Below are 24,091 nucleotides of genomic sequence, written 5' to 3' on the forward strand. Positions count from 1 at the left end.
TTATATTTGGGTTTACTCAATAAGCATAACTTAAAGTTATACACATATTTTGGCTGATAAAAAATTTTGCTTGGTTACTGGTGCTACAGGGTATATCGGCGGTCGACTAGTACCCCGTCTTTTAGAGGAAGGGCATCGGGTTCGTGTGCTTTCAAGAAATATTGATCGGCTGGATGGACGCCCCTGGGCTGAGAAAGTAGATCTGGTTGAAGCAGACGTTCTAGAACCTGCGACTCTCGAAAATGCCTTCGAAAAAATTGATGTCGCCTATTACCTAATACACAGCATGAGTGGTAATGAAAATGCTGACTTTCATAAAAGAGATATGCGGGCAGCAACAAATTTTGGAGATGCTGCTAACAAGCATAATATCGGCCGTATTATTTACCTGGGAGGCTTAGGTGACGACAATGATCAACTATCCAAACATTTATCTTCACGTCAGCAGACAGGTAAAGTGCTTCGTAAATCCGGCATTCCTGTTACCGAATTTCGGGCAGCCATCGTTGTTGGCTCTGGCAGCAAATCGTTTGAAATGATTCGTTATCTGACCGACCGTCTCCCTGCAATGATTTGCCCAAGCTGGGTCTATAGCAAAGTTCAGCCTATTGCAATCCGAAATGTACTGCAATACTTAACAGCAGCAATCAATAATGAAAAATCCAAAGGAGCGATTATAGAAATTGGTGGCAGCAGCGTTATCACATATGCTCAAATGATGCAGATTTATGCTGATATCAATGGGCTCAAACGCCTACTTATTCCCGTGCCCGTACTTTCTCCCGGGCTCTCTTCTCACTGGGTACATTGGATGACGCCCCTTCCTGCTTCTCTGGCAAGACCATTAATTGAGGGATTAAAAAATGATGTTGTCGTTAAAGATCAACGAGCCCATGAAATATTTCCTGATATAGAACCCCTTAGTTATGCTAAAGCTGTAAAGTTAGCAATCACACGCCTTACTACCACGGAAGACGAAATTGAAACCACCTGGAATGATGCCCTTCTTAGTAGCAAGGGTGATGAGCAGCCCGTAACGCTGAAATCCAAGCAAGGCCTTAATATTGAACGCCGTATCCGTACAGTTGATGCTACACCACAACAAGTATTTGATACATTTACGGGCCTAGGCGGTAAAACAGGCTGGCTTGCCTTCAACTGGGCTTGGAAACTACGTGGAATTATCGATCGATTAGTGGGAGGCGTCGGGTTTCGACGCGGGCGGCGTGATGCCAATGAATTACGTGTCGGTGATGCTCTCGATTTTTGGAGAGTTGAAGCGGTTAAAGAAGAAGAACTTTTACGCTTACGCGCCGAAATGAAAGTGCCGGGTAAAGCATGGCTCGAATTTCAATCTATAGAATTAAAAGATGGCAAAACAAAACTCGTACAAACTGCTTACTTTGCCCCAAAAGGTTTGCTGGGGTTGCTATATTGGTATTCGTTATATCCTTTTCATGCCATCATATTTTCGACAATGATTAACTCTATAGCAGAACACGCAGAGTTAAAATAGATATAAATTATTGGTAAACCTGTCCGTGATTTGTAGCTTAACTATTATACATGCTGTATTATAAAACATATCATAAAGATGAAGATGCCGACTGGGTGGTATTTGTCCATGGTGCGGGTGGCAGCTCTTCTATCTGGTTCAAGCAACTTAAGGCCTACAAAAAAGATTTTAATGTGTTATTGGTAGATTTGCGCGGACACGGCAAATCAAAAGGAATGCTGCAACAGTATTATGAGGATGAATATTCCTTTAAGCTGGCCAGCCAGGATATTATTGATGTTCTGGACGATGCAGGCATCGAAAAAGCACATTTCGTTGGGGTATCCCTGGGAACAATCATCATTCGTACGATCGGTGAGATGCAACCCGAGCGTGTGCAGTCACTGGTGATGTGTGGAGCTATAATGCGACTTAATATACGTTCCCGGTTTTTAGTTTCACTCGGGCACTTATTCAAAAAGGTTGTGCCATTTATGTGGCTGTATAAACTTTTTGCGTGGATTGTCTTACCCCGAAAACATCATTCTGAATCTCGAAATCTATTTATTCGCGAGGCCAAAAAACTATATAAAAAAGAGTTTATAAAATGGTTCAATCTTACGCACAAAGTTAATCCCCTGCTAAAGTATTTCCGCGAAAAAGAACTCAAGATTCCCACACTATACGTGATGGGCAGTGAAGATTATCTTTTTCTTCCCCCTGTCCAAAAGATGGTTCAAAATCATACTAATTCCATTCTTAAAGAAGTGGAAAAATGTGGTCATGTAGTCAATGTAGAGAAACCTGATGTCTTCAATCGCGTATCGCTTAACTTCTTGAAGAATGGCTAAGGTAACAGATAGGAAAGTACTGATTCCCAGTCTTTGTACGGTTCACTGCCAAATTGAATATGCTCTCCTTTAAATTCCGCAGCGCCATTAGCCGCACGATCATCGATAAGATAATCACCGTGGGTTAAATTTTTGTGATGCGTTAAGGTTAACCGTTTGTGACCAACCTCTGGTAAATGTTTTTGGACCCACAATAATTTATCCGTCCACGCAGATGGATTTCCCCACGGAGCTGTGGACAAAATATAGGTATCATAGTGGTGACTCAGCTCTCGAAATCCATTAATAGCTCCGTCAACGGGGGGCAAATCACTAAAAAAACCGGAAATTTCATCAAGCTCTCCTTCATACTCTTTCTTTATCTCCTCTGAAAGCTGTTCCACGCCCCATGGGAAATCAACTAATACATTATCCATATCAACATGTACAATCTGCATAAAAATATATGCTCCTATTTAAAATTAGAATTAAGGTACCAATATAACCTTACCGATATTTTTGCGCTGCTCAATATATCGATGGGCATTACCCACATTTTCAAACTCAAATACCTTATCCACCCGTGGATTAACCCAACCATCTTCAACCCCCTCAAGCAATGTATCTATCCATAATTCTGCCTTTTGTGATTCGTGCCACAGGTGACCAAGATTAACGCCGAATACACCTTTATTTTTATTGAGCAATGGCAACGGGTGGTAAAATGGCATCTGCAACAATGTCTTAAACATATTCCACATTCCCTTTACTCCACCTTGCGTACCTTCACTGGCAGAGGAAATTCCGAACATGCCTAGCCTCCCGGTTGAACGCAGTGCTTTATAGCTTCGCTTCCATTCTTTGCCGCCCAGCGGATCCGTAATAAGCTCCACGCCCTTGTCGTCGGTAAGCTCCATCAGTACATCATACCAGTCATTATTACGATAATCGATAGCATAATCGAGTCCGCGTTTATCTAAAAAATCATGCTTCCGCTGACTGGCCGTGCCATATGTAGTGGCTCCAATATGCTGGGCTATATCCAGAGCAGCAACGCCTACGCCCCCACCTACATTGTGAATCAGGATTGATTCATTGGGCTGCAGCGATCCCATTACCACAATCAATATATAGGCAGTAAGGTAATTTACGGGAATAGCTGCAGCCTCTTCGAAGGACAATTGCTGCGGCTTTTCAAAAACTTGATGAGGTTGTACTGCTACTTGTTCAGCCTGTCCTTTAAACCGGGTTGTTGCAATAACGTTCTTACCGATCCATTGGTCATTTATACTGTCACCAACTTCCGACACAATACCGGACACTTCATATCCCATCACACATGGTTTGTCGGGTCCGTCCGGGTACTGACCTTTACGAGCCAAGATATCAGCAAAATTAATGCCCGATGCTTTTACATCAACAACCAGCTCTTTGGGTTTGGGAACTAAATCAGGTACTTCTTGCAGCTTAAGTATATCGTATCCGCCATTGGCTGTATTAACAATTTGTCTCATTACGATTAATTATATATCGGGATTACAGTTACAAGTATAGTAAACTAAATTTGGCCGATCGGCATTTCTATCAATAAATCTAATATATGAATATATTTAGAAGAAGTTAGTTCATGCATATTGCAAGCAGTTTCATATCTTTAGCAGACATAATTTTAGTCATTAAATTGATAATTGTTTAGCCTGAATGGCAGCATCTTCTCCCTTCGAACAAAACTCTACATCAAAGAATATATTACTCATTGCGGGCATCGTTCTTATTGCCCTCAACCTTCGTCCGGCGTTGGCAGGCGTGGGGCCACTTATTGGCGCTATCCGTGATTCAACCGGCCTCTCCAATACCATGCTGGGCCTGCTTACCACTATTCCCTTACTAGCTTTTGGGGTTCTTTCTACCCTTACCTCCCTATTTTCGCGCCGTTTAGGCATTGAAGGCACATTAGCCCTGGCCATGGGATTACTTTCGGGTGGAATTCTACTTCGCGTGATCCCGGCAAACTGGGCACTGTTCACCGGAACTATACTATTGGGTATTGGTATTGCTTTTGGCAATGTATTGCTCCCAAGCTTAGTAAAACGTGACTTCCCAAACCGCTCAGGAATTATGACAAGCGTTTATTCCAGTATGCTTGGGCTGGGTGCAACACTGGCCGCGGGCATTAGCGTACCCTTAGCACAAAATATTGGCTGGGGATGGCGATGGTCACTCGGTGCTTGGGCCGTAATTTCAATTTTAGCACTGATTGTTTGGATTCCACAACTCAAAAATTTGACCTTACCCAAATATGAACGGAGTTTTGCTAATTCTCTAAAAGACCTTGGAGGCTCCAAAACCGCCTGGCAAGTTGCTTTTTTTATGGGATTACAATCACTCGCCTTTTACGTAATACTAGCATGGCTGCCCGAAATTCTACAAGATCGTGGACTATCTGCCAGCAAAGCCGGATGGATGCTTTCTCTTTCACAGGGGATGGGTGTAGTGGGTACTATTTTAATTCCGGTATGGGCCGAAAATATCGAAGATCAACGTGGCCTTGTCTGGCTGTTGGTAGTCTTTGAGACCGTCAGCTTGATTGGGCTTATGCTTCCCAGTGGATTTTTGGTAAGCCTTTGGAGCTCCCTGATTGGCCTCGCATTAGGAGGAAGTTTTGGATTAGCGCTTCTATTTATTGTTATGCGATCGCCTGATCCAGAAACGGCTACCGAACTTTCAGGGATGGCCCAATCTATTGGCTATTTGCTTGCTGCCTTAGGCCCTACCCTTTTTGGGGGGATTCACGATATCACGCAGGCGTGGGTTGTACCTCTTCTTTTCTTAATTATTGTTGTTGGCCTTAAACTTATTTTCGGCTTGGGTGCCGCACATCCAAAAGTAGTTTCATAATTAGAAAGTACTATTTAAGAACTGTTAATACGAGGGTAAGGAAGGGAATGTAAATTTTTCACCCCTCTCATCTCTTTTAAAACCGTATTTAATTCTCTCTCTTTATAGATTATTAAATTTTGATAAGCCCCTTACTCAACAGTGTATTTATTCCCTATCTTACTAAAAATAATAGTAGGGGTTCAGTATGGGACAACAACAACTTCTTATAACAATTTTAGTTACTATCATTATAGGCATCGCAATTGTGGTAGCAATTAACACCATGCAAAAAGCAGGTAAGGATGCCCAAAGATCTGCAATGCGACAAGATATTTTGATGGTCATAACAGACGCCAGACAATATTATCAAAAGCCAACAGCGTTAGGCGGAGGCGATAAATCTTTTGATAATATCTCAAAGGATAATATTCTTTCAATTGATCCAAATAATGAAAATGGCTCATATAGCATTTCAGGATCGGGCAACTCAGTAACGGTAACTGGTACTGGTTCTAATGGTGACATAACTTTATCTGCTACAGCTACCAAAACAAATGATGGGATGGATATCAGTTGGTCAGACTCTAATTAACTAAAGAGCTTGACCCACGAAGCCTATCAAGCCCGAGCACCATTAAAACCCCAATTAGCATCCCTCCTATACCCGACCAAAAATGAGAAGTACCGGCATCTTGCCTCGTTATATATGGCACAAACGGACTGCTAGCAATAAGCTTTTGTTTGACTGTAAGTACTTCTACTTTTTGAGATGACTGTGAAGATGAATCAGTCGAAATAATTTTGCCAAGCTTAGTAAATTCCGGCTGTTTTTTATTGATAGGATTGGAGCGAAGTTTTTGGGCCTGCGGACTGTAATATTCAACAATACTTCTGTTTGATACAATCTCTTTGTAGCTGCGATCCTGATAGGGCCAAATCACATAAAGGGAACCAATTAAAAAACCGATCAAAACAGCGAGTGTTTTAGCCTCATAACGGTTCAACAACCAAGATAATATTCTTGAAAATATTGCCAATCCACATATAGCGCCAAACACAAAAGGTAATAATGCCCACAAACCCGCTCCCATTTCGGGCGTCCCAACCTTTCCTACCTCACTCAGGATATAATCATATTTTCGGAGGATAAGTAAAATATATGATCCCGAAATGCCTGGCAAAACCATGGCACAAATGGCAACAGATCCACTTAAGAAAACAAAAAGCGGCGATTCGGGAGTACTGGTCGGTACCAATGTAACTACCCAAAACCCTATTCCAGCACCCAATACAATCATCAGTCCGTATATCCACCCAAAACCATCAATGGCTTTAACCAAAATCACTATGGATCCTACGATTAATCCAAAGAACAGTCCATATATCAACTCCGGGTCAGTGAACATATAAACCTGCAAAGGAACAACTTTCGTAAAGAACAATACAGCTCCGATCATTCCGCAAAAAAGTACCAGCAGGAAACGCCAATCCACTTCGCGGAGTGCCGACTTAAATCTGAGTGTTAGCAGTCGCTTAAAAAATGTAGTGTCAAAACTTTTAATAGCATTAATAAGACGGGTATAAATCCCCACAATCAGTGCCATCGTGCCCCCGCTTACGCCGGGTACAATATCGGCCGACCCCATTAAAAACCCTTTCAAAAATAAGAATGGAGACTCTTTCCAGAATAAAGAGTTAGACTTTGAATCAGATTGCTCGGTTTTGGGCAAAAGAATGAAAAGTTAATAATTAGGAATTAGCATAAGCAAAAAGATATAGTAAGGAATGCAATTCTTCATTCCCAATCACTCCTTCCAACCCTTTTTGCCAATTAGAGGCACAAATTTAAAATTACTAAAGCGCTCTTCTTCAAATTCATTTTCTCGAATCTTGGTTATACGCACCATTTCCTGACGATTGTCATCCCCGACGGGAACAACCAGCCGACCGTTGATATTTAACTGTTCCACCAAATCTTCGGGTATCGACGGCGCCCCCGCCGTAACCACAATAGCATCATAAGGAGCATAGGCTGACCATCCCAACGTGCCATCTCCCAGCTTAAACCGGACCGAATAGCCCAACTCTCCAAGAATGGATCGTGCTCTTTCATACAGTTTTTTGTGGCGCTCAATGGTATAAACTTCGGCTCCCAGTTCACATAATACAGCAGCCTGATAGCCCGAGCCAGTACCAATTTCGAGTACTTTTTCGCCGGGCATTAGTTGCAATAACTCTGTTTGACTAGCCACTGTAAACGGCTGCGATATGGTTTGCTCTTTACCAATGGGCAAAGCCGTATCTTTATAGGCTCTGTCGCGCAAAGCGGTATCTAAAAACATATGGCGGGGTACCATATTCAATGCTTCCAGCACAGCTTCATCTTGAATACCCTTCTTGGCTAGTTTTTCAACCAGCTGTCTGCGGCGCCGCTTATATTTTGGATTGTTAGCTCCTGAACCCCAATTCAACATGCCAAATAAAAATTATGGAAATGAGTAAACACTATAACATAAAAAACTTGCAGCAATAAAATCGATTTTAATTGTACTATCAATTGTCAGACATCTATATTTAAAAATAAAATTCTATTACTCGAGGCTATGTTATTATGAAAACATTTTTAAAAATTGTTGGTGCTATTTTAGCCCTCTTCATCGTCGTCATCATTGGACTCAACATCTATTTCACCAATGAGCGGCTGCAATCAACTATCATGCCTTATGTGAATGATGCAGTAGGACGAACGGTAGAAGTTGAATCAATGTCGCTTACTATATTTAGCACCTTCCCACAACCAGGTCTAAGTATCGAAAAAATGAGTATCCCCGGCGAAACACAGCAAGACACCCTTCTTGCACTCGATGAACTGGTTGCCTCTGTTGAACTATTTTCTTTGATGGGGGACCAGATTGAAGTTTCCCAGATTAGCTTGCGAAACCCCCAATTTACTTACGTTGTTCATTCAGACGGATCTACCAACATTGATTTCTTGATGACCAGCGAAGCGACCGCCACAGATACCTCGGCTGCGGATACAACAGCCTCTGCTGGTTTTGCTGTAAACATTCCCTCATTCCAAATTTCTGGCGGCGATTTTGGATATACCGATTCAACCGCTAACACTACGGCCCAACTTAACAGCCTAGATGCCAACATTGCCCTCCGTTATGCTGACCTTATTGAAAGCACTATCGACCTGCAGGTTGGGGGGATATCGGCTAAGGTTGAAGACACTAATTACTTAAACGGGCTTGCGCTGGACCTCAACCAGCAATCGACCATCGATATGAAAAACGAAAACCTGATGCTGGATAAGGGAACGCTTTCTATTCGCGGGCTTGCGCTCAATCTTTCGGGTACCATATCCGACTGGAGCAAATCCCTGAATGCCGACCTTGCGTTTAACTCTTCATCAGACGACTTCGGCGAACTACTTCGGCTGGTCCCAAAATCATACGAAGAGTACATTCAGGGACTTAAAACTGAAGGATCCTTAGCCATTGACGGAACACTCAAAGGTCCATTAGCCGGTGACAAACTACCCCGCTTTGATGTATCCACAAAAGTACAAGACGGCTATCTCAAAAATCCCGATTTACCAAAACCAATAGAAAACATTCAGCTTGATGCCTCGGCCTCAAACGATCTAGTTACCATTTCTAAACTTAATGCCGAAGCCGGAGAAAATACGCTCTCTGCCAGCGGTGAACTGCAAAATCCCCTGGAAAGCAGCGGTAATTTTTCCCTGGATATTGATTCCGACGTTAACTTAAGCACCATCAACAATTTTTACGATATCTCACAATTTGATATCGAGCAGCTGGACGGTCAGCTTTCGGTCAATGGTACAGCCAACGGCAACACCAGCAATCCCGAAGAAGCTAACTTTGATGCCGCTATCTCACTTAGTAACGGCGGGCTGACTTACGCTGATGTCAACAAACCAATTGAAAACATTACCATTGATGCCCAGGCCAGTCAATCTAAGATCGACATTAACAAATTAGCCATGGAAGCGGCTAGCAACACTATCTCCATACAGGGCGACATCAATCAGCCGTTAAAAGAAGAACAACGAAGCATAGACCTGACTGCTAACCTCCAATTTGATCTAGGAACCGTAAAAGACTTTTATCCCATTAGTGAAGATACTATGCGACTGGATGGCATGTTTACAGCCAATGCCACACTCAAAGGTAAGGCTACGCAGATCGAAAATGCCGTGCAAAGCGGTTCCATATCACTAACAAATGGATTTATTGAACATAAAACACTCGCGAAACCACTGCAGGACATTACACTGCAGTCGGATTTAAGCGGTTCAACTATTAGCATTTCTAAGGCTAGTTTCCGCACAGGCAATAACGGAATGTCGGCTTCGGGAACAATTTCAAATTATTTAAGCGATAACAAAACCGTGGACCTTAGGCTTGAAGGGCAAGCTGACCTATCACAAATTACCGAATATTATGATTTGAATCCGACGATTACCAAACTAACCGGCAATGCTGACCTTAACTTGCGTGCTTCCGGTGCGCCGGGAGATCCCGCTAATATGCAATTCAATGGCAAATTAACTGCAAACGGTATCAACATGCAAGGAGAGGCATTAACACAGCCGGTCAAGAATCTTAATGGCAAGCTTACCCTTTCTCCTGCTAAGGTAAGCCTTGATGCCCTCAACTTTAATCTAGGCTCTTCGGACATTTCGCTTAATGGTTCGCTTAATGACTACATGGCCTATTTGAAGGCAGAGAAAGATCGGGATACAACACCACATCTTACCGGATCATATAAAAGTAAACTACTGAATGTAGATGAACTTATTAACTGGGAAGATACCACTACCACTTCTAACGAACCAGTACCTATACATCTGCCTGATTTAACTAGCTCCGTTACGGCCGAAATTTCTAAGCTGGTCATTACAGAAGTTACCATGAAGAATCTCGAAGCCAAGGCCAGCACCACCCCAAAACAGATTAAGCTAAACAGTGCCAGCGTTCAACTTTTTGGCGGACAGGCAAATGGTTCGCTGATATGGAATATTCCCCAACCTGACCGCACAAACTTATCTTTCAATGGCTCGCTGGATGGCATGCAGGTCAACACTTTTTTTGAGGAATACCAAGTACTGGGCGAAAACAGTAAATTCCATGAATATGTCAGCGGCAATTTTTCGGCTAATGTAAACTACGCTACTGAGCTTGATGATATGCTGCTGCCTGTGATGAAAACATCAACTATGGACGGTGATATGAGTATGGCTAATGCCCGGCTGCAGGAACATCCGCTACAAAATAAATTAGCGGTACTCTTTAATTCGAATGAACTTAAAAATGTAGAACTTGATGATTTTAAAAGTACTTATACACTAAAAGACAATATCTTTACCATTAAGAACCTGCGGCTCACCAGTGGTGATATTGGCATGCAAATGGACGGCACTCAACATATGGTTACCGGTAAAATTGACTATCACATGAAAGCTTACCTCCCCGGGCGATTTCAGAGTGCTATCGGATCAGTAATTAGCGATCGGGCAGCAAAAGCATTAAAGCAAGAAGATGGCACCATTATGGTTCCCTTGCGAGTAACCGGCACGCAGGATAACCCCAAAATTCGTCCCGACCAAGAGGCCATAAAACCTATCATCAAAGAATTCCTGAAAGACAAGGCAGGCAACACTCTCAAAAAATTATTTGACGGCTGATATTTTAATACCCCATCCCTGTCCTGCGGAATAGAACTCAATTCCACAGGGTATATACCTTCTTTGGAAAGGAGAGATTGTAAAGAATAACGTAACACTTAAAAAACGTAACATTCGGGGAGCGGCTACTAAACCAATTCTATCTCAACCCGGAGACGATTACAAGTTTAAAATTTGTCCTCATTTCTATACCTGTAACGACTTCTTCGTCTCAGCCTATACCTCCTTTAATATTTATATCTAATCACAAAATGAAGATTGTCAACTATTCGATCTAAACTTTATCTTAGAGTTCAATAAATTTTGTGCGTTAACAAGAGTCATCCCACTCCATGAATAACCTGCATATTTACAATACGCTTAGTCGCAGTAAAGAAAAGTTCGAACCTATTAATGAAGGATTCGTCGGCATCTATGTATGCGGCCCTACCGTTTATGGGGATCCCCATCTGGGCCATGCCAAAAGCTATGTCTCTTTTGATGTCGTGGTGCGTTATCTCCGCTATCTGGGATACAAAGTTCGCTATGTGCAAAATATTACCGATGTAGGTCATCTTACTGATGACGCCGATCAGGGAGAAGACAAGCTCGAAAAACAGGCTGCCATCGAAAAACTCGAACCCATGGAAATTGCCGAGAAATATACGTACAACTATTTTCGCGATATGGATAAGCTAGGCGTGCAGCGTCCCGATATTTCTCCTCGTGCAACAGGCCACATCATCGAACAAATTAAGATGGTAGAGAAATTACTCGAAAATGGACATGCCTATGAAACTGAAGACAATGTGTATTTTGATGTTTCTTCGGATGAGAGCTACGGCAAGCTAAGCGGCCGTGACATTGAAGATCAGGAAAGTGGCTCGCGTATAGATACTGCCAGCGACAAAAAAGCACCCGAAGATTTTGCACTATGGAAAAAAGCCGGCGACGGACACATTATGAAATGGCCTTCTCCCTGGGGAGAGGGTTATCCTGGCTGGCATGTCGAATGCTCAGCCATGTCCACAAAATATCTGGGCGAACATTTTGATATCCATGGCGGTGGCATGGATAACCAGTTCCCTCATCACGAATGCGAAATTGCCCAAAGTGAAGGTGCTTTTGACCAACCGTTTGCCAACTACTGGATGCACAATAATATGGTAACACTGGAAGGCCAAAAGATGGGAAAATCACTGGGCAATGCGATTTCGCTGGATCAGTTTTTCTCCGGTGATCACGAACTGCTAACCCGCGCTTGGGATCCGCAGATTATTCGCTTTTTTCTATTGCAAAGCCATTATCGAAGTACCACTGACTTTTCTGAAGATGCGCTTTCCGGTGCCGAAAATGGACTCCAGAGCCTACAAGATATGGTTAAAACAATTGACCGCATTGATCCCGATGAGGCAGGTAATGAAACCTATGAGCTTGAGAAACTACGTACCACGCTGGAAAGCAAACTCAATGACGATTTTAATACTGCCCAGGCCATCGCCATTCTGTTTGAAGAACTTAAGGCTATCCGGAAAAAAATTAGCGAGGGTGATGTTCCGGCGAATATTAGCGAGATTAACGAATTTCTACATAACTTTGTGGATGGCGTACTGGGACTTTGGCCGAAACAGGAGCACACTACATCTCAAAATGACAAGACGGAACAACTTATCGAGCTGCTTATTGATTTCCGGAATGAAGCGCGTCATAATAAAAACTTTGAACTCTCAGATGCTATCCGCGATCGCCTGCAAGAAATGGACATTAAATTGATGGATGGCCCCGAAGGAACAGAATATAAAATTGATAATGCGTAACGAGTAATAAGTAAACCCCTGTTCCTTATTACTCATGACTAAAAATGAATATATGCAACAATCTGATTATCTAGTTTGGAACATTGATCCGGTAGCCCTCGATTTTGGTACCATAAACCTGCCATTCTCTATTTCTATCTTGGGTATTTTGGCAGCCCTTGTATTCATCTACCTGGGATATCAAAAGATTAAACCTGAGAACACAAGACAAGATGAAGAAGCTGAACCCCCGCCCCTGAAATTTTGGGGGCTCGTGCTCGGTTCTTTTGTACTTGGACAACTCCTATTTTTGATTCTCCCGTCACCCACTATTAGTGAACTTGGTCCCATTCAGTTACGGTGGTACAGCCTGCTTTTTGCATCCTCATTTTTAGTGGGATTTTGGCTGACTCGTAAAATGTTTATCCACGCTGATCGTGATCCTCTAGAGGTTGATCAGCTTTTCTTCTATGTCATTATTGCTACTGTTCTGGGAGCACGGCTGGGACACGTACTTTTTTACGATCCTTCTTTTTATCTACGTCATCCCTCCGAAATATTGGCCGTATGGCATGGTGGATTAGCTAGTCACGGTGCAGCTGTAGGTATCTTAACTGCACTATACTTTTTTGTCCGTGATAAAAGAAATATGAGTTTTTTGTGGGTTACCGATCGGGTAGTCGTTGTCGTTGCCATCGCTGGAGCCTTTATCCGAACGGGCAATTTCTTTAACTCCGAAATTATAGGCGAACCCACCGAAATGGCCTGGGGAGTTATTTTTACGCGGCTCGATATGATTCCCCGCCATCCTACCATGCTATACGAGGCGATCCTCTGTATTGGCGTCTTTGCGATTCTCTGGAAGATCTATAAAAACTATGACAATGATCCCCCAGAAGGCTCTTTATTTGGCCTTTTCCTCGCTATCCTTTTTAGCGGTCGCTTTTTGCTGGAATTTACGAAGATGGAGCAGGCTGCCTTTGCCGCTGACTGGATTTTCAATATGGGGCAATGGCTGAGTATACCACTGATCGCCGTCGGCATCTGGCTGGTCACAAAAAAAGTAGATTGGCAACAGTCTCCTGAAATTGAATCTTGACAACAAATTTAGCAGGTTCTCATTTTTTCTGCTATAGAAGAAAATAACTTTCTTTTATTTATCATAAGGAAATTAAATAAACCATCCTTATGCTCCTACTTGATAAAGAGGGAGTGTTCTGCGAATTCCAAAACTGAAACAAGCTTCTAAATTCTCTCCTTCCAAGGAAACTCACTGAAATAATTAGAAAATTCATTAACCGCCTATGCAATCATTAGATCCTGAAATTAAAGAAAAAATAAAGCAGTGGCTCAACGGTAGCTACGATAAAGAAACCAAAGATGCCATCCGTCAAAAGCTGGATCAGGAAAAATATGATGAACTGACCGATGCTTTTTATAAAGATTTGGAATTTGGTACCGGGGGACTCCGCGGGATTATGGGTGTGGGATCGAATCGCGTCAACAAATATACCTTTGGTATAGCCACACAGGGGTTTGCTAACTATCTGAACAAGGAGTATCCCGATGAGAAAATTAGTGTAGCTATTGCACACGACTGCCGCAATAATTCCGAATCTCTTGCTCGTGTAGTGGCAGATATTTTTTCTGCTAACGGTATTTACGTGTATCTGTTTGATGGGCTGCGTCCCACTCCAGAACTGTCTTTTGCCATTCGCGAACTCGACTGTCAGGGTGGTGTAGTACTAACGGCTTCTCACAATCCCAAAGAATACAACGGCTATAAAGCATACGGCTCCGACGGTGGTCAGCTGGTTGCACCACAGGATCAAGCCGTGATGGAAGAAGTGCAAAAAATTACAAGCATTGATGAGGTAAACTTCCAAGCTGATGAAAGTAACATCGAGATGATTGGCGAAACTATTGACAAGAAATATCTCGATGCCATTGCCGACCTATCTGTTTCTGAGGATGCCATTGCCCGGCAAAAAGATTTGTCCATTGTATTTTCCCCCATCCACGGTACCTCCGGAGTAATGGTCCCCCCGGCACTGAAGCGATACGGGTTTGAAAATGTACACTTGGTAAAAGAACAAATGAGCTTCGACGGTAACTTTCCCACCGTAGAGTATCCCAACCCCGAGGAAAAAGAAGCACTATCGATGGCACTCGAGAAAGCCAAAGCCATCGACGCCGAGCTGGTAATGGCTACCGATCCCGATGCCGATCGTGTGGGCATAGCTGTAAAAAACAACCATAATGAATGGGTACTGCTCAATGGCAATCAAACAGGCACACTTATTATCAACTATATGCTCAACGCCTGGAAAAAAGCTGGCAAGCTATCCGGCAATGAGTATGTCGTCAAAACTATTGTCACTTCTTACCTGATTGATCGTATCGCCGATGAGTACGGCGTGGACTGTTACAACACCCTTACCGGCTTTAAATATATTGGCGAACTAATGACCAAGCTCGAGGGCAAAAAACAATTCATTGCCGGTGGAGAAGAAAGCTACGGCTACCTGATTGGCGAACACGTCCGCGATAAAGATGCGGTGGTTTCGGCAGCAATCATTGCCGAAATGACGGCCTATTATAAAGATCAGGGGAGCAGCCTATTTGAAGCTCTTTTAGACATGTATATTGAACATGGTTATTATCGGGAGCGATTAGTTTCGGTTTATAAACGGGGACGCGAAGGGGCTAAAGAAATTAAGAAGATGATGGATAACTACCGGAAAAATCCACCTAAAAAGCTGGGCGGTTCGGAGATTATACGAATCAAGGATTATCAGACGAAGCAGGAACAAGATCTCAAGTCCGGAGAAACCCAAGCTATTGAGCTACCTCAATCAAACGTTCTGCAATTTATCACTAAAGATGAATCTATCGTTTCGGTTCGCCCCTCGGGCACGGAGCCAAAAATTAAGTTCTATTGTAGCGTGAACACAAATATCGAAAACAGAGCAGACTTTGATACTACTACTAAGCAGCTTGAAGATAAGATGGATGCTATTATTAATGACCTAACTGAATAATATAGTATCGAATGATAAATAATGCATATGAAAGGATTTACAAGGGAAGCCTACTTCCACTATTCTGAGATACAAGTGCAGAATTACAGTTTCTTTATTAGAGATAGGCAATAATACATGGCTTTGCAGCAGAGTTTTTAACCATCTATTATTTTACTCCTCAGTCATCACTTCCCTATTTAATTCCATTCTAAATTTTAGCATCCCGATGGATTAGGAAAAAGCTATATTTATATTCCCCTGCATAAACTATTATACCTTATGTCAGAACTCCTTCAAAATCCTGCTGTTCAAGTTTTTCTGTATGCCCTGATTACTGCCATTGCCACAGGGTTAGGGGCCCTTCCCTTTTTCTTTATAAAAAATCTGACACGCAGTTGGCTAGGGATTTCTAACGCTATAGCTTCGGGGCTCATGCTTGCTGCCAGCTTTGGGCTAATATATGAAGGACTCAACCACGATCTATGGTTCACATTCTGGGGTATCCTGATTGGCCTGGGATTTATCGTCCTCAGTCAAAAAGTGCTGGACCAGTATGATGGAGACTTTTCTATCAAAAATATCAACAAAGCCGACAGCGCCAAGATGCTGCTTATTGTTGGTATTATGACACTACACTCTTTCACCGAAGGTGTAAGTGTAGGTGTATCATTCAGCGGTGGTATTGACCTAGGATTATTTATCACTACTGCAATTGCCGTTCATAATATTCCCGAAGGGCTTGCTATCTCCCTGGTACTTATCCCCCGTGGCACTTCTGTAGCTCGAGCGGGCTGGTGGAGCATCTTCTCGAGCTTGCCTCAACCGCTGATGGCTGTACCTGCTTTTCTGTTTGTAGAAATTTTTCGTACCTACCTGCCCATGGGGCTTGGCTTTGCAGGCGGCGCTATGATCTGGATGGTCTTTGCTGAACTTATCCCTGATGCCATCGAAGAAACCAATACATCAACTGTAGCAACTACTACCACTATTGCCATAACATTGATGATTGTCTTTCAGACACTTATCGGATGATAAATATTTTACTTGCCCAACCCTGTAATATTTAATTACTTCTACTAATCTGAAAAGAATTGATTTTAAACCATACTGCAAAGAAATGAAAAAACTATCTACATTAGGCTTTCGGATTTTCGCTTTAACTATTTTTATTGCTGGCTTTGCTTTTTCTCATCAAGCGTATGCCCAACAGAAAAAACAGTATTCCAGCGTTAAAGAAGCACTTTCAAAGAGTAGTCAGCTCAGTGGCTCCAACGGCCCCCGTAATGTTACATGGATAGATAACGGCAACCGGTACTCCTACATGCAGTACAACAAAGAGACCGAAAGCATGGAAATTCGAGCCTATGACCCTGCCACCGAAGAAGATGAACTGATATTTAACAATACCAACCACACCTTCCCATCCACAGATTCTACCTTTGAATACTCGTCATTCCAGTGGTCTAAGGATTCGGAATATTTGGTGTTTAAATCAAACTTCCGTCCTGTTTACCGGCGCTCTGGTATTTCTGATTATTACCTCTATTCTGTTAATAAAGGCACACTGAAACTATTGGTCGAAGATGCTCGAACAGCAGAACTTTCACCAAACGGTGAAAAAATCGGTTATGAACGAAATGGCGATTTGTTTGTCTATGATTTGGAATCTGAAAAAGAAAAACAACTTACCAACAGTGCCAAAGAAAACTTTTATAATGGACGATTTGGATGGGTTTACGAGGAAGAGTTTGGATTAGCACAAGGCTGGGAATGGTCACCGGATAGCAAACATATTGCCTATTGGCAAACGGATGAACGAGACGTCAACATTTTTCAGATGACAGACTATTCCGGCCAACATCCTGAATACCAGGAAATTCCGTACCCAAAAGTAGGCGACAAAAATCCCAAGGTGAAAATTGGTGTTATCAATATTGAATCAACGAACAAGCAATGGATGGACATCCCTGAAGGCGGATACATCCCACGATTGTACTGGACCTCAAAAAGTAATAAACTAGCGATAGTGCATCTGAATCGTGCTCAAAATCACCTTAAACTACATTTTAATGATATAAATACCGGCACTAGCCGACTGGTAATGGAAGAAAAATCGGATGCATGGATTGATGTGTTTGACTTTTTCGCCGGTATCAATCACCTGTTTTTCTTTCCCAAAGACAGTGAAGAATTTTTCTGGATATCAGACCGCGACGGTTATAGTCACATTTATCGCTATGGATATGATGGCCAGCTCAAGAATCAAGTAACAGATGGGAACTGGGAAGTAACCTACGTACATACCGTAGATTATCGCAATAATCGCATCTATTATAATTCTACAGAAACTTCTCCCCTCGAGCGTCATCTGTATTCTATCAACTTCAACGGCGACAATAAGATGAAGCATACCACTGCCCAGGGTACTCATGATATTAGTATGGGATCAAACGGCAAGTACTTTATCAACCGGTACTCAAATACCACCACTCCTACGCAGGTTGAACTCTGGAACACCATGAATGGGAAGATGAAGGTATTGGAAAATAACAGCTCAGTTAATGATTTTATTCAATCTCACATTTATTCTCCGCGCGAACTGTTTTCCTTTACCACATCCGATGGCCAACAGCTCGACGGCTACATGATTAAGCCCGTTGATTTTGATCCGGACTCAACCTATCCGCTACTGCTGAATATTTATGGGGGACCCGGTGCACAGGGTGTTTATAATTCGTGGGAATCCAACGGATGGAATCAATATTTAGCTCAAAAAGGTTTTGTCGTTGTTAACGTCAATAATCGTGGCAGTGGCGGTTATGGCTCGGAATTTGAAAAAATTGTATATAAACAATTGGGTAAATGGGAGGCCAATGACTTTACCGAAACAGTCAAATATATGGCACAAAAAGATTGGGTGGACGGTGATCGCATGGCCATCCGCGGGCATAGTTACGGTGGATACATGACCACTTATACCTTAACAACTCATCCCGATGTTTTTGCCGCCGGTATTGCCACAGCCCCTGTCACAGACTGGCGATTTTACGACAGCATCTATACCGAGCGCTATATGGGACTACTTAAAAATAATAAAAGTGGATACAAGCAAAGTGCCTCTATTACACATGCCAAGAATCTTAAGGCTAATCTACTGCTCTCGCATTCTACGGTGGATGAGAATGTGCACATTCAAAACACTATGCAGCTAATGACTGCCTTTACCGGCAACGGTATTGGTGTGGATCTGCGAATATATCCGCCCGGCGCCCACGGCGTGGCATTCAATACAGCTAGCTATTATTTGCTCTATGAAACTTATACTAATTATTTAATTGAACACCTTAAATAATCATTCAGTCAAAAGAACGATTATTTCTTATCCCCTGTTTGGAATCACATCCAAGCAGGGGATTTTTTATGCTAAAACATCTGTAATCTTTTGGGTACTTAACGCCGCCTTTTTAAAAAGCTTTTGTATGAAAACGTTGTCTCAAAAGATTAAAAAGTCTTAATTATAGTTTTTACATTCAACGCTCTCCCACTCCTAACACAATCCATAAACTTTTAGCCTTAATAATGGTTTATACCAAAACAAACGTTACCCTTTTATTCATAATTATTCTTGTTCCTTTTATCAGTCATGGTCAAAAAAAGGATGTTTCAGATGGTACCATCAAAATATTTTTAGATTGTAACCGATGTGATCGCTCATATATCCGCGATAACATTAACTTTGTTAATTACATGCGAGACAAAGAGGATGCTCAACTTCATCTACTGCTAACAAAACAACGCACAGGTAGTGGGGGAACGCAATACACGTTGCGTTATATCGGGCGTAAAAACTTTAATTCACAAGATCAAAAGCTAACGTATACTTCTCCAAAATCGGATACCAAGGACGAGGAACGCAAAGGATTAGTTAAAAAAATAAAAGTTGGCCTTATTCCTTATTTATCAACCAGTCCTGTTTTAGGGAATATTAATATAACCTATAAAGCAGATAATGAGTCTACAGATCAAAGATCTGCTCAATCTGACAAATGGAATTACTGGGTATTTGAGTTAGATGGAAGAAGCTTCTTTAATGGCGAAGAAAGCAGGAAAAACTTATTTATTTCGATGGGTGCTTCAGCAGATCACGTTACTAAAAACTGGAAAGTAAACATGGAATATGATTATGACTACAACAGAAAAAAGTTCACATCGACCGACTCATTAGGTAACGAAGAAACCAATATCTTTGTAACACGGGGGCAGAGTTTTGAAAGTTCTGTTGTCAGAAGTTTGACAGAGCATTGGTCGTTGGGCTTACTTGCCGAATCGTTCTCTTCCAGTCGAAATAACATTGACTTTAATATTTCTGGCAGCCCCGCTATTGAGTATAATGTATTCCCCTACGAAGAATATGCAGAACGCAGAATAAGCTTCATGTATGTAATGTCTGCAAGTTACTTTGACTACCAAACAGAAACCATTTTTAATAAAAAGACTGACTTTCTGATCCGTCCTGAACTACGAAGTCGATTAGAGTTTACCCAACCATGGGGAGAAATCGAAGGCCGAGTAAAAGCGTCTACCTATCTTCGCGATCTCAGTAAAAACCGACTTGATCTTAACCTTGAGTTTGACTTTCGCATATTCCGGGGACTTTCGTTAAACCTATCTGGTCGATATTCACTAATAAATGATCAACTTTCAATCCCTAAAGAAAGTATATCGGACGCCGAACAACTACTGAATTTGCGCCAGCAGAGTACCTCTTATTCCTATCGTGGTTCAGTCGGTATTGAATACTCCTTCGGATCTATCTATAACAATATTGTCAATCCACGATTCTAAGTAATGTCGTAATGCTCAAAATATTATTTTAATTATCTTCTCGGGTTGATTGCTCCCTATTTTCCAACATAGCATTCAACTTTTCTCCCCCGCGAATTCCAAAGTCGAGCGTCCGGATTGGGAATGGAATCATGATATCGTGTTCATCAAATTTATTGGTGATAGCCATAATCGCATCACTGCGGGCCGACAGGTAATCGGGATTATTGCGGAAGTCCACCCAAAATCGAATACTGAAATTGATGGAACTGCCTCCAAACTCATCATAATAAAACTCGACGTCGCGGGCGCTGTTATAGTTGTCCAATCCCTTGACAGCTTCAATCGCCAGCTCTTTCGCCTTTTCTAAGTCATCACCGTAAGAAACACCGCACGACAAATCGATACGCCGCTCGTTATTTGCTGTATAGTTGATAAATGGATTTTCATACACTTCCTTATTGGGAATATATACGAGTTGTCCCTGCGGGGTTTTCACCAGCGTATTGCGGAGATTTATCTTACGGACAGTACCATAAAAATCATTGCTCTCAATAATATCACCTTTACCAAACGGATGCCGGATAGAAAGCAGGATACCCGAAATAAAATTGGCTGCAATATCCTGAAATGCAAAACCTATAGCCAAACCAATAATACCAGCACCTGCCAGCAGCGAAGTTACTGTACCTTGTAGATTCAAGATCCCTAAGGCAATAAATAGCCCAATGCCAACAATAATTACGCCAACAATAGTCTCAAGGAGATCAATAATCGTTTGATTGTTGGTTGCTTTGTGTAACAACCGATCAACCATTTTGCGAATCAGCTTACCCAATAATACAAATGCAGTAAGAATTACCGCCGCCAATAAGAGATTGGGTAGCATTTCGATCGTTGCATTCAGCCATCCCTGCAGTTTATCTAAAAGCTGTCCATAAGCTTCGTTAATACTTATATCCATCGTTCAAAAAAATTTAAGTATTTATTTTTTTCTGATTAATATGACAATCAATTCAAGAAAATTGCTCGACATTCCCCATCAAATGAGAAACATTTTTTGATGCCCTAATATAAAAATATTATGCGAAGGAATGCCTAATGATTTGCAATTGTTATCAGTTCATAATCAGAAAATATAATTAATCATTATTTTACTATGCCAAATAGAAAAGCAAAAGCACAATGGAATGGAAATCTGGAATCAGGAAAAGGAAATATGTCGTTTGGCAGTGGTGCCTATGACGGCGATTATTCTTTTAAATCACGATTTGAGGAAGGAGACGGTACTAATCCCGAAGAACTAATTGGGGCTGCCCATGCCGGGTGTTATTCCATGGCTTTGTCTGGAGCTCTTGCGGAAGAAGGATTTTCACCAGAATCAGTACAAACTGATGCTGAAGTATCTCTCGAAATAGTGGATGGTGATCCTGCTATTACTACTATTACACTTAATACAGTCGGTAATATTGCGGATATTGATGATGAGACGTTCCAGGAAATTGCAGAAGCGGCAAAGAAAAACTGTCCGGTTTCAAAGGCACTGGCAGGCGTCAATATTAAACTAAATGCCACACTACAAAGCTAAATTAACGACTTCCATTTTATATTTTGGGGATGTCTCGCTTCAGGACATCCCTTTTTTAGTAAGATTGTGCCGGCCCACAACATCATTAAAAAAAATTCACATAAATAGATCTTACTATGAAATACACTTTTACTGCTTTTTTTGCTTCTTTCCTATTAATACTAGCCACCTCTCTTCAAGCGCAATCATATGCGAAAAAACCATCAGAAATTAGTCCTGTCCTCACTGGGTCCACTATACCTAATTCTTCTCTTCAAACAATTGACGGCTCTCTGGTCAATTTAGAAAATTTGATTAACAAACAAGCAACAGTGCTCGTGTTTTATCACGGCGGATGGTGTCCATTTTGTAATACCCACTTGGCCGAACTCCAACAAATCCAACAAAAGCTGGTAGATATGGGATACCAAATATTGGCTGTAAGTCCCGATAAACCCAGCAATCTTAAAAAGAGTATTAAGGAAAATGACCTGGACTATACCCTGCTTTCCGACAGTTCAATGAAACTAGCTCGGTCTTTCGGACTGGCATTTAAGTCAAATAATGAAGAAAAGAGGTTGACAATAGAAAAAAGCTCGGGACAAAAACATCATCTACTGCCGGTTCCATCAGTCTTTCTGGTTAATCCTGACGGACTCATTACCTTCCAGTATGTAAATCCCAACTCCAAAACGCGCATTAACTCAGATGTACTGTTAACTGCAGCAAAGGCTTATCACCCCAATAATTAATCAGTACATAGTTTTCAATAACTGGTTAACAACACTGCGACAGTATTTGTATCTTTGGGGTTATGGCTACAAAAACCGATACCAAAGAGAAAGTAAACCTCAAAGATCTTACGAAAACCGAACTACAGGAGTTCTGTGATGATCTGGGACTTCAATCTTTTCGAAGTGATCAGATCTTTCAATGGTTGTATCAAAAAGGCGTGCATAGCTTTGAGGAGATGACTAATCTCTCCAAAGACTTACGCAACCAGCTTGCTGAGGTAGCAAAAGTGCCTACTATTGAACACGTGCGCCAACAGGAATCCAAAGACGGTACTATCAAATTCCTGTTTAAATTGCAGGGTGAAGAAGAACACAAAGTAGAATCGGTACTAATTCCCGACTTTTATGATGATGGAGCCGCTAACCGACTAACCGTCTGCGTGTCATCCCAGGTTGGGTGTGTATTCGGATGCTCGTTTTGTGCAACTGGCAAAATGGGATTTTTCCGTAGCCTCACGCACGGCGAAATTGTTGATCAGGTACAATATATCGACGAGCTTTGCGAAAAGAAGTTCGGCAAGGGCATCACCAATATTGTATATATGGGAATGGGTGAACCACTGCATAATTACAGTGCTATCGTCAACTCTGCATCCATTATTACAGACGAACTAAGTATTAACCTTTCTCCCAAACGAATCACCGTCTCTACGGTAGGATTAACAAAGCAGATAAAGCAACTTGCAGATGAGCGGCAACCCTTTAATCTGGCGATTTCGCTGCATGCAGCCAATGATGAAAAGCGTGATGAGATAATGCCCATCAACAATTCGATGAACCTCGAAAAACTCGAAGAAGCCGTAAAATATTATTACGGCAAACTCCATCGCCCGATTACTTATGAATATCTATTATTTGATGAGTTTAATGATACTCCCGAAGATGCTCGTCAGCTTGCTGACATTGTGCAATGGGTTCCCAGCAAAGTCAATATCATCATGTACAATGATGTTGCCGGTGTTGCGCTAAAGGGAGCGCGCGAAGATCGGTTGGATGCATTTATGCAAGAACTTGTTAAACGTGATATTACCGCTACAGTACGTCGAAGCCGCGGTGATGATATAGATGCCGGCTGCGGTCAACTAGCCATCAAAGACGGTCAAGAGAAAGGAAAGACCATCCGCAAGAATTAGTTATTGGTTCACTTTAAAAAACTACCTACATCTATTAACTAATAACAGTATAAC

19 protein-coding genes are annotated in these 24,091 nt (G+C 41.9%); 14 read left to right on the forward strand and 5 right to left on the reverse strand.

Annotated features, from left to right (window positions below; genetic code table 11):
* Positions 1-49: 49 nt before the first annotated feature.
* Together LX73_RS10800 and LX73_RS10805 are read left to right on the forward strand one after the other, a co-directional pair.
* Positions 50-1,516, forward strand: coding sequence for an SDR family oxidoreductase (locus LX73_RS10800; protein WP_148899529.1), 1,467 nt, complete (start codon positions 50-52; stop codon positions 1,514-1,516).
* A 50-nt stretch (positions 1,517-1,566) separates the two neighbouring features.
* Entirely contained in the window at positions 1,567-2,346 is a 780-nt protein-coding gene (locus LX73_RS10805; protein WP_148899530.1) for an alpha/beta fold hydrolase, read from the forward strand.
* Here the strand turns inward: LX73_RS10805 and LX73_RS10810 are convergent.
* Together LX73_RS10810 and LX73_RS10815 are read right to left on the reverse strand one after the other, a co-directional pair.
* On the reverse strand, positions 2,343-2,783 hold the full coding sequence (locus LX73_RS10810) for a 5' nucleotidase, NT5C type (RefSeq protein ID WP_148899531.1): 441 nt from the start codon (positions 2,781-2,783) through the stop codon (positions 2,343-2,345). The genes LX73_RS10805 and LX73_RS10810 overlap by 4 nt on opposite strands.
* A 30-nt stretch (positions 2,784-2,813) precedes the next feature.
* Positions 2,814-3,839: a zinc-binding dehydrogenase gene (locus LX73_RS10815; protein ID WP_148899532.1), complete on the reverse strand. Its 1,026-nt coding sequence runs from the start codon at positions 3,837-3,839 to the stop codon at positions 2,814-2,816.
* Positions 3,840-4,026: 187 nt separating this feature from the next.
* On the opposite strand from LX73_RS10815, the gene LX73_RS10820 reads away from it, so the two are divergent.
* Entirely contained in the window at positions 4,027-5,223 is a 1,197-nt protein-coding gene (locus LX73_RS10820; protein WP_148899533.1) for a CynX/NimT family MFS transporter, read from the forward strand.
* A gap of 187 nt (positions 5,224-5,410) precedes the next feature.
* Positions 5,411-5,797, forward strand: a complete 387-nt coding sequence (locus LX73_RS10825; RefSeq protein WP_148899534.1) for a hypothetical protein — start codon at positions 5,411-5,413, stop codon at positions 5,795-5,797.
* Here the strand turns inward: LX73_RS10825 and LX73_RS10830 are convergent.
* Positions 5,790-6,866: a DUF368 domain-containing protein gene (locus tag LX73_RS10830; RefSeq protein ID WP_246138239.1), complete on the reverse strand. Its 1,077-nt coding sequence runs from the start codon at positions 6,864-6,866 to the stop codon at positions 5,790-5,792. The genes LX73_RS10825 and LX73_RS10830 overlap by 8 nt on opposite strands.
* A gap of 144 nt (positions 6,867-7,010) precedes the next feature.
* Positions 7,011-7,679: a protein-L-isoaspartate(D-aspartate) O-methyltransferase gene (locus LX73_RS10835; protein WP_148899535.1), complete on the reverse strand. Its 669-nt coding sequence runs from the start codon at positions 7,677-7,679 to the stop codon at positions 7,011-7,013.
* A 137-nt stretch (positions 7,680-7,816) separates the two neighbouring features.
* On the opposite strand from LX73_RS10835, the gene LX73_RS10840 reads away from it, so the two are divergent.
* From LX73_RS10840 to LX73_RS10870, 7 genes are all read left to right on the forward strand, one after another.
* The gene (locus LX73_RS10840; protein WP_148899536.1) at positions 7,817-10,921 is read left to right on the forward strand and encodes an AsmA family protein; all 3,105 of its coding nucleotides are present in this window, start codon (positions 7,817-7,819) and stop codon (positions 10,919-10,921) included.
* A 332-nt stretch (positions 10,922-11,253) separates the two neighbouring features.
* Complete coding sequence (gene cysS / locus LX73_RS10845; protein WP_148899537.1) at positions 11,254-12,717, forward strand: cysteine--tRNA ligase; 1,464 nt, start codon at positions 11,254-11,256, stop codon at positions 12,715-12,717.
* Positions 12,718-12,769: 52 nt separating this feature from the next.
* Complete coding sequence (gene lgt / locus LX73_RS10850) at positions 12,770-13,795, forward strand: prolipoprotein diacylglyceryl transferase (protein ID WP_148899538.1); 1,026 nt, start codon at positions 12,770-12,772, stop codon at positions 13,793-13,795.
* 205 nt (positions 13,796-14,000) lie between these two features.
* On the forward strand, positions 14,001-15,737 hold the full coding sequence (locus LX73_RS10855) for a phospho-sugar mutase (protein WP_148899539.1): 1,737 nt from the start codon (positions 14,001-14,003) through the stop codon (positions 15,735-15,737).
* 261 nt (positions 15,738-15,998) lie between these two features.
* Positions 15,999-16,751 carry a ZIP family metal transporter gene (locus LX73_RS10860; RefSeq protein ID WP_148899540.1) on the forward strand — a complete coding sequence of 251 codons (753 nt, stop codon included), beginning with the start codon at positions 15,999-16,001 and terminating at the stop codon, positions 16,749-16,751.
* A gap of 85 nt (positions 16,752-16,836) precedes the next feature.
* Positions 16,837-19,071, forward strand: coding sequence for a S9 family peptidase (locus LX73_RS10865; protein ID WP_148899541.1), 2,235 nt, complete (start codon positions 16,837-16,839; stop codon positions 19,069-19,071).
* A 395-nt stretch (positions 19,072-19,466) separates the two neighbouring features.
* A complete protein-coding gene (locus LX73_RS10870; RefSeq protein ID WP_148899542.1) occupies positions 19,467-20,564 on the forward strand; it encodes a hypothetical protein in 1,098 nt (365 codons plus the stop codon).
* A gap of 28 nt (positions 20,565-20,592) precedes the next feature.
* Here LX73_RS10870 and LX73_RS10875 read toward each other — a convergent pair whose 3' ends face one another.
* Positions 20,593-21,507 carry a mechanosensitive ion channel family protein gene (locus LX73_RS10875; RefSeq protein ID WP_246138240.1) on the reverse strand — a complete coding sequence of 305 codons (915 nt, stop codon included), beginning with the start codon at positions 21,505-21,507 and terminating at the stop codon, positions 20,593-20,595.
* 195 nt (positions 21,508-21,702) lie between these two features.
* Here LX73_RS10875 and LX73_RS10880 point away from each other — a divergent pair, with 195 nt between their 5' ends.
* From LX73_RS10880 to rlmN, 3 genes are all read left to right on the forward strand, one after another.
* Positions 21,703-22,131 carry an OsmC family protein gene (locus LX73_RS10880; protein ID WP_148899543.1) on the forward strand — a complete coding sequence of 143 codons (429 nt, stop codon included), beginning with the start codon at positions 21,703-21,705 and terminating at the stop codon, positions 22,129-22,131.
* A 116-nt stretch (positions 22,132-22,247) separates the two neighbouring features.
* On the forward strand, positions 22,248-22,862 hold the full coding sequence (locus LX73_RS10885; protein WP_148899544.1) for a peroxiredoxin-like family protein: 615 nt from the start codon (positions 22,248-22,250) through the stop codon (positions 22,860-22,862).
* A 62-nt stretch (positions 22,863-22,924) separates the two neighbouring features.
* Positions 22,925-24,037, forward strand: coding sequence for a dual-specificity RNA methyltransferase RlmN (gene rlmN, locus LX73_RS10890; RefSeq protein WP_148899545.1), 1,113 nt, complete (start codon positions 22,925-22,927; stop codon positions 24,035-24,037).
* Positions 24,038-24,091: the final 54 nt, after the last annotated feature.

The sequence above is a fragment of the Fodinibius salinus genome (genome assembly GCF_008124865.1).
Taxonomy (GTDB): Bacteria; Bacteroidota; Rhodothermia; order Balneolales; family Balneolaceae; genus Fodinibius; species Fodinibius salinus.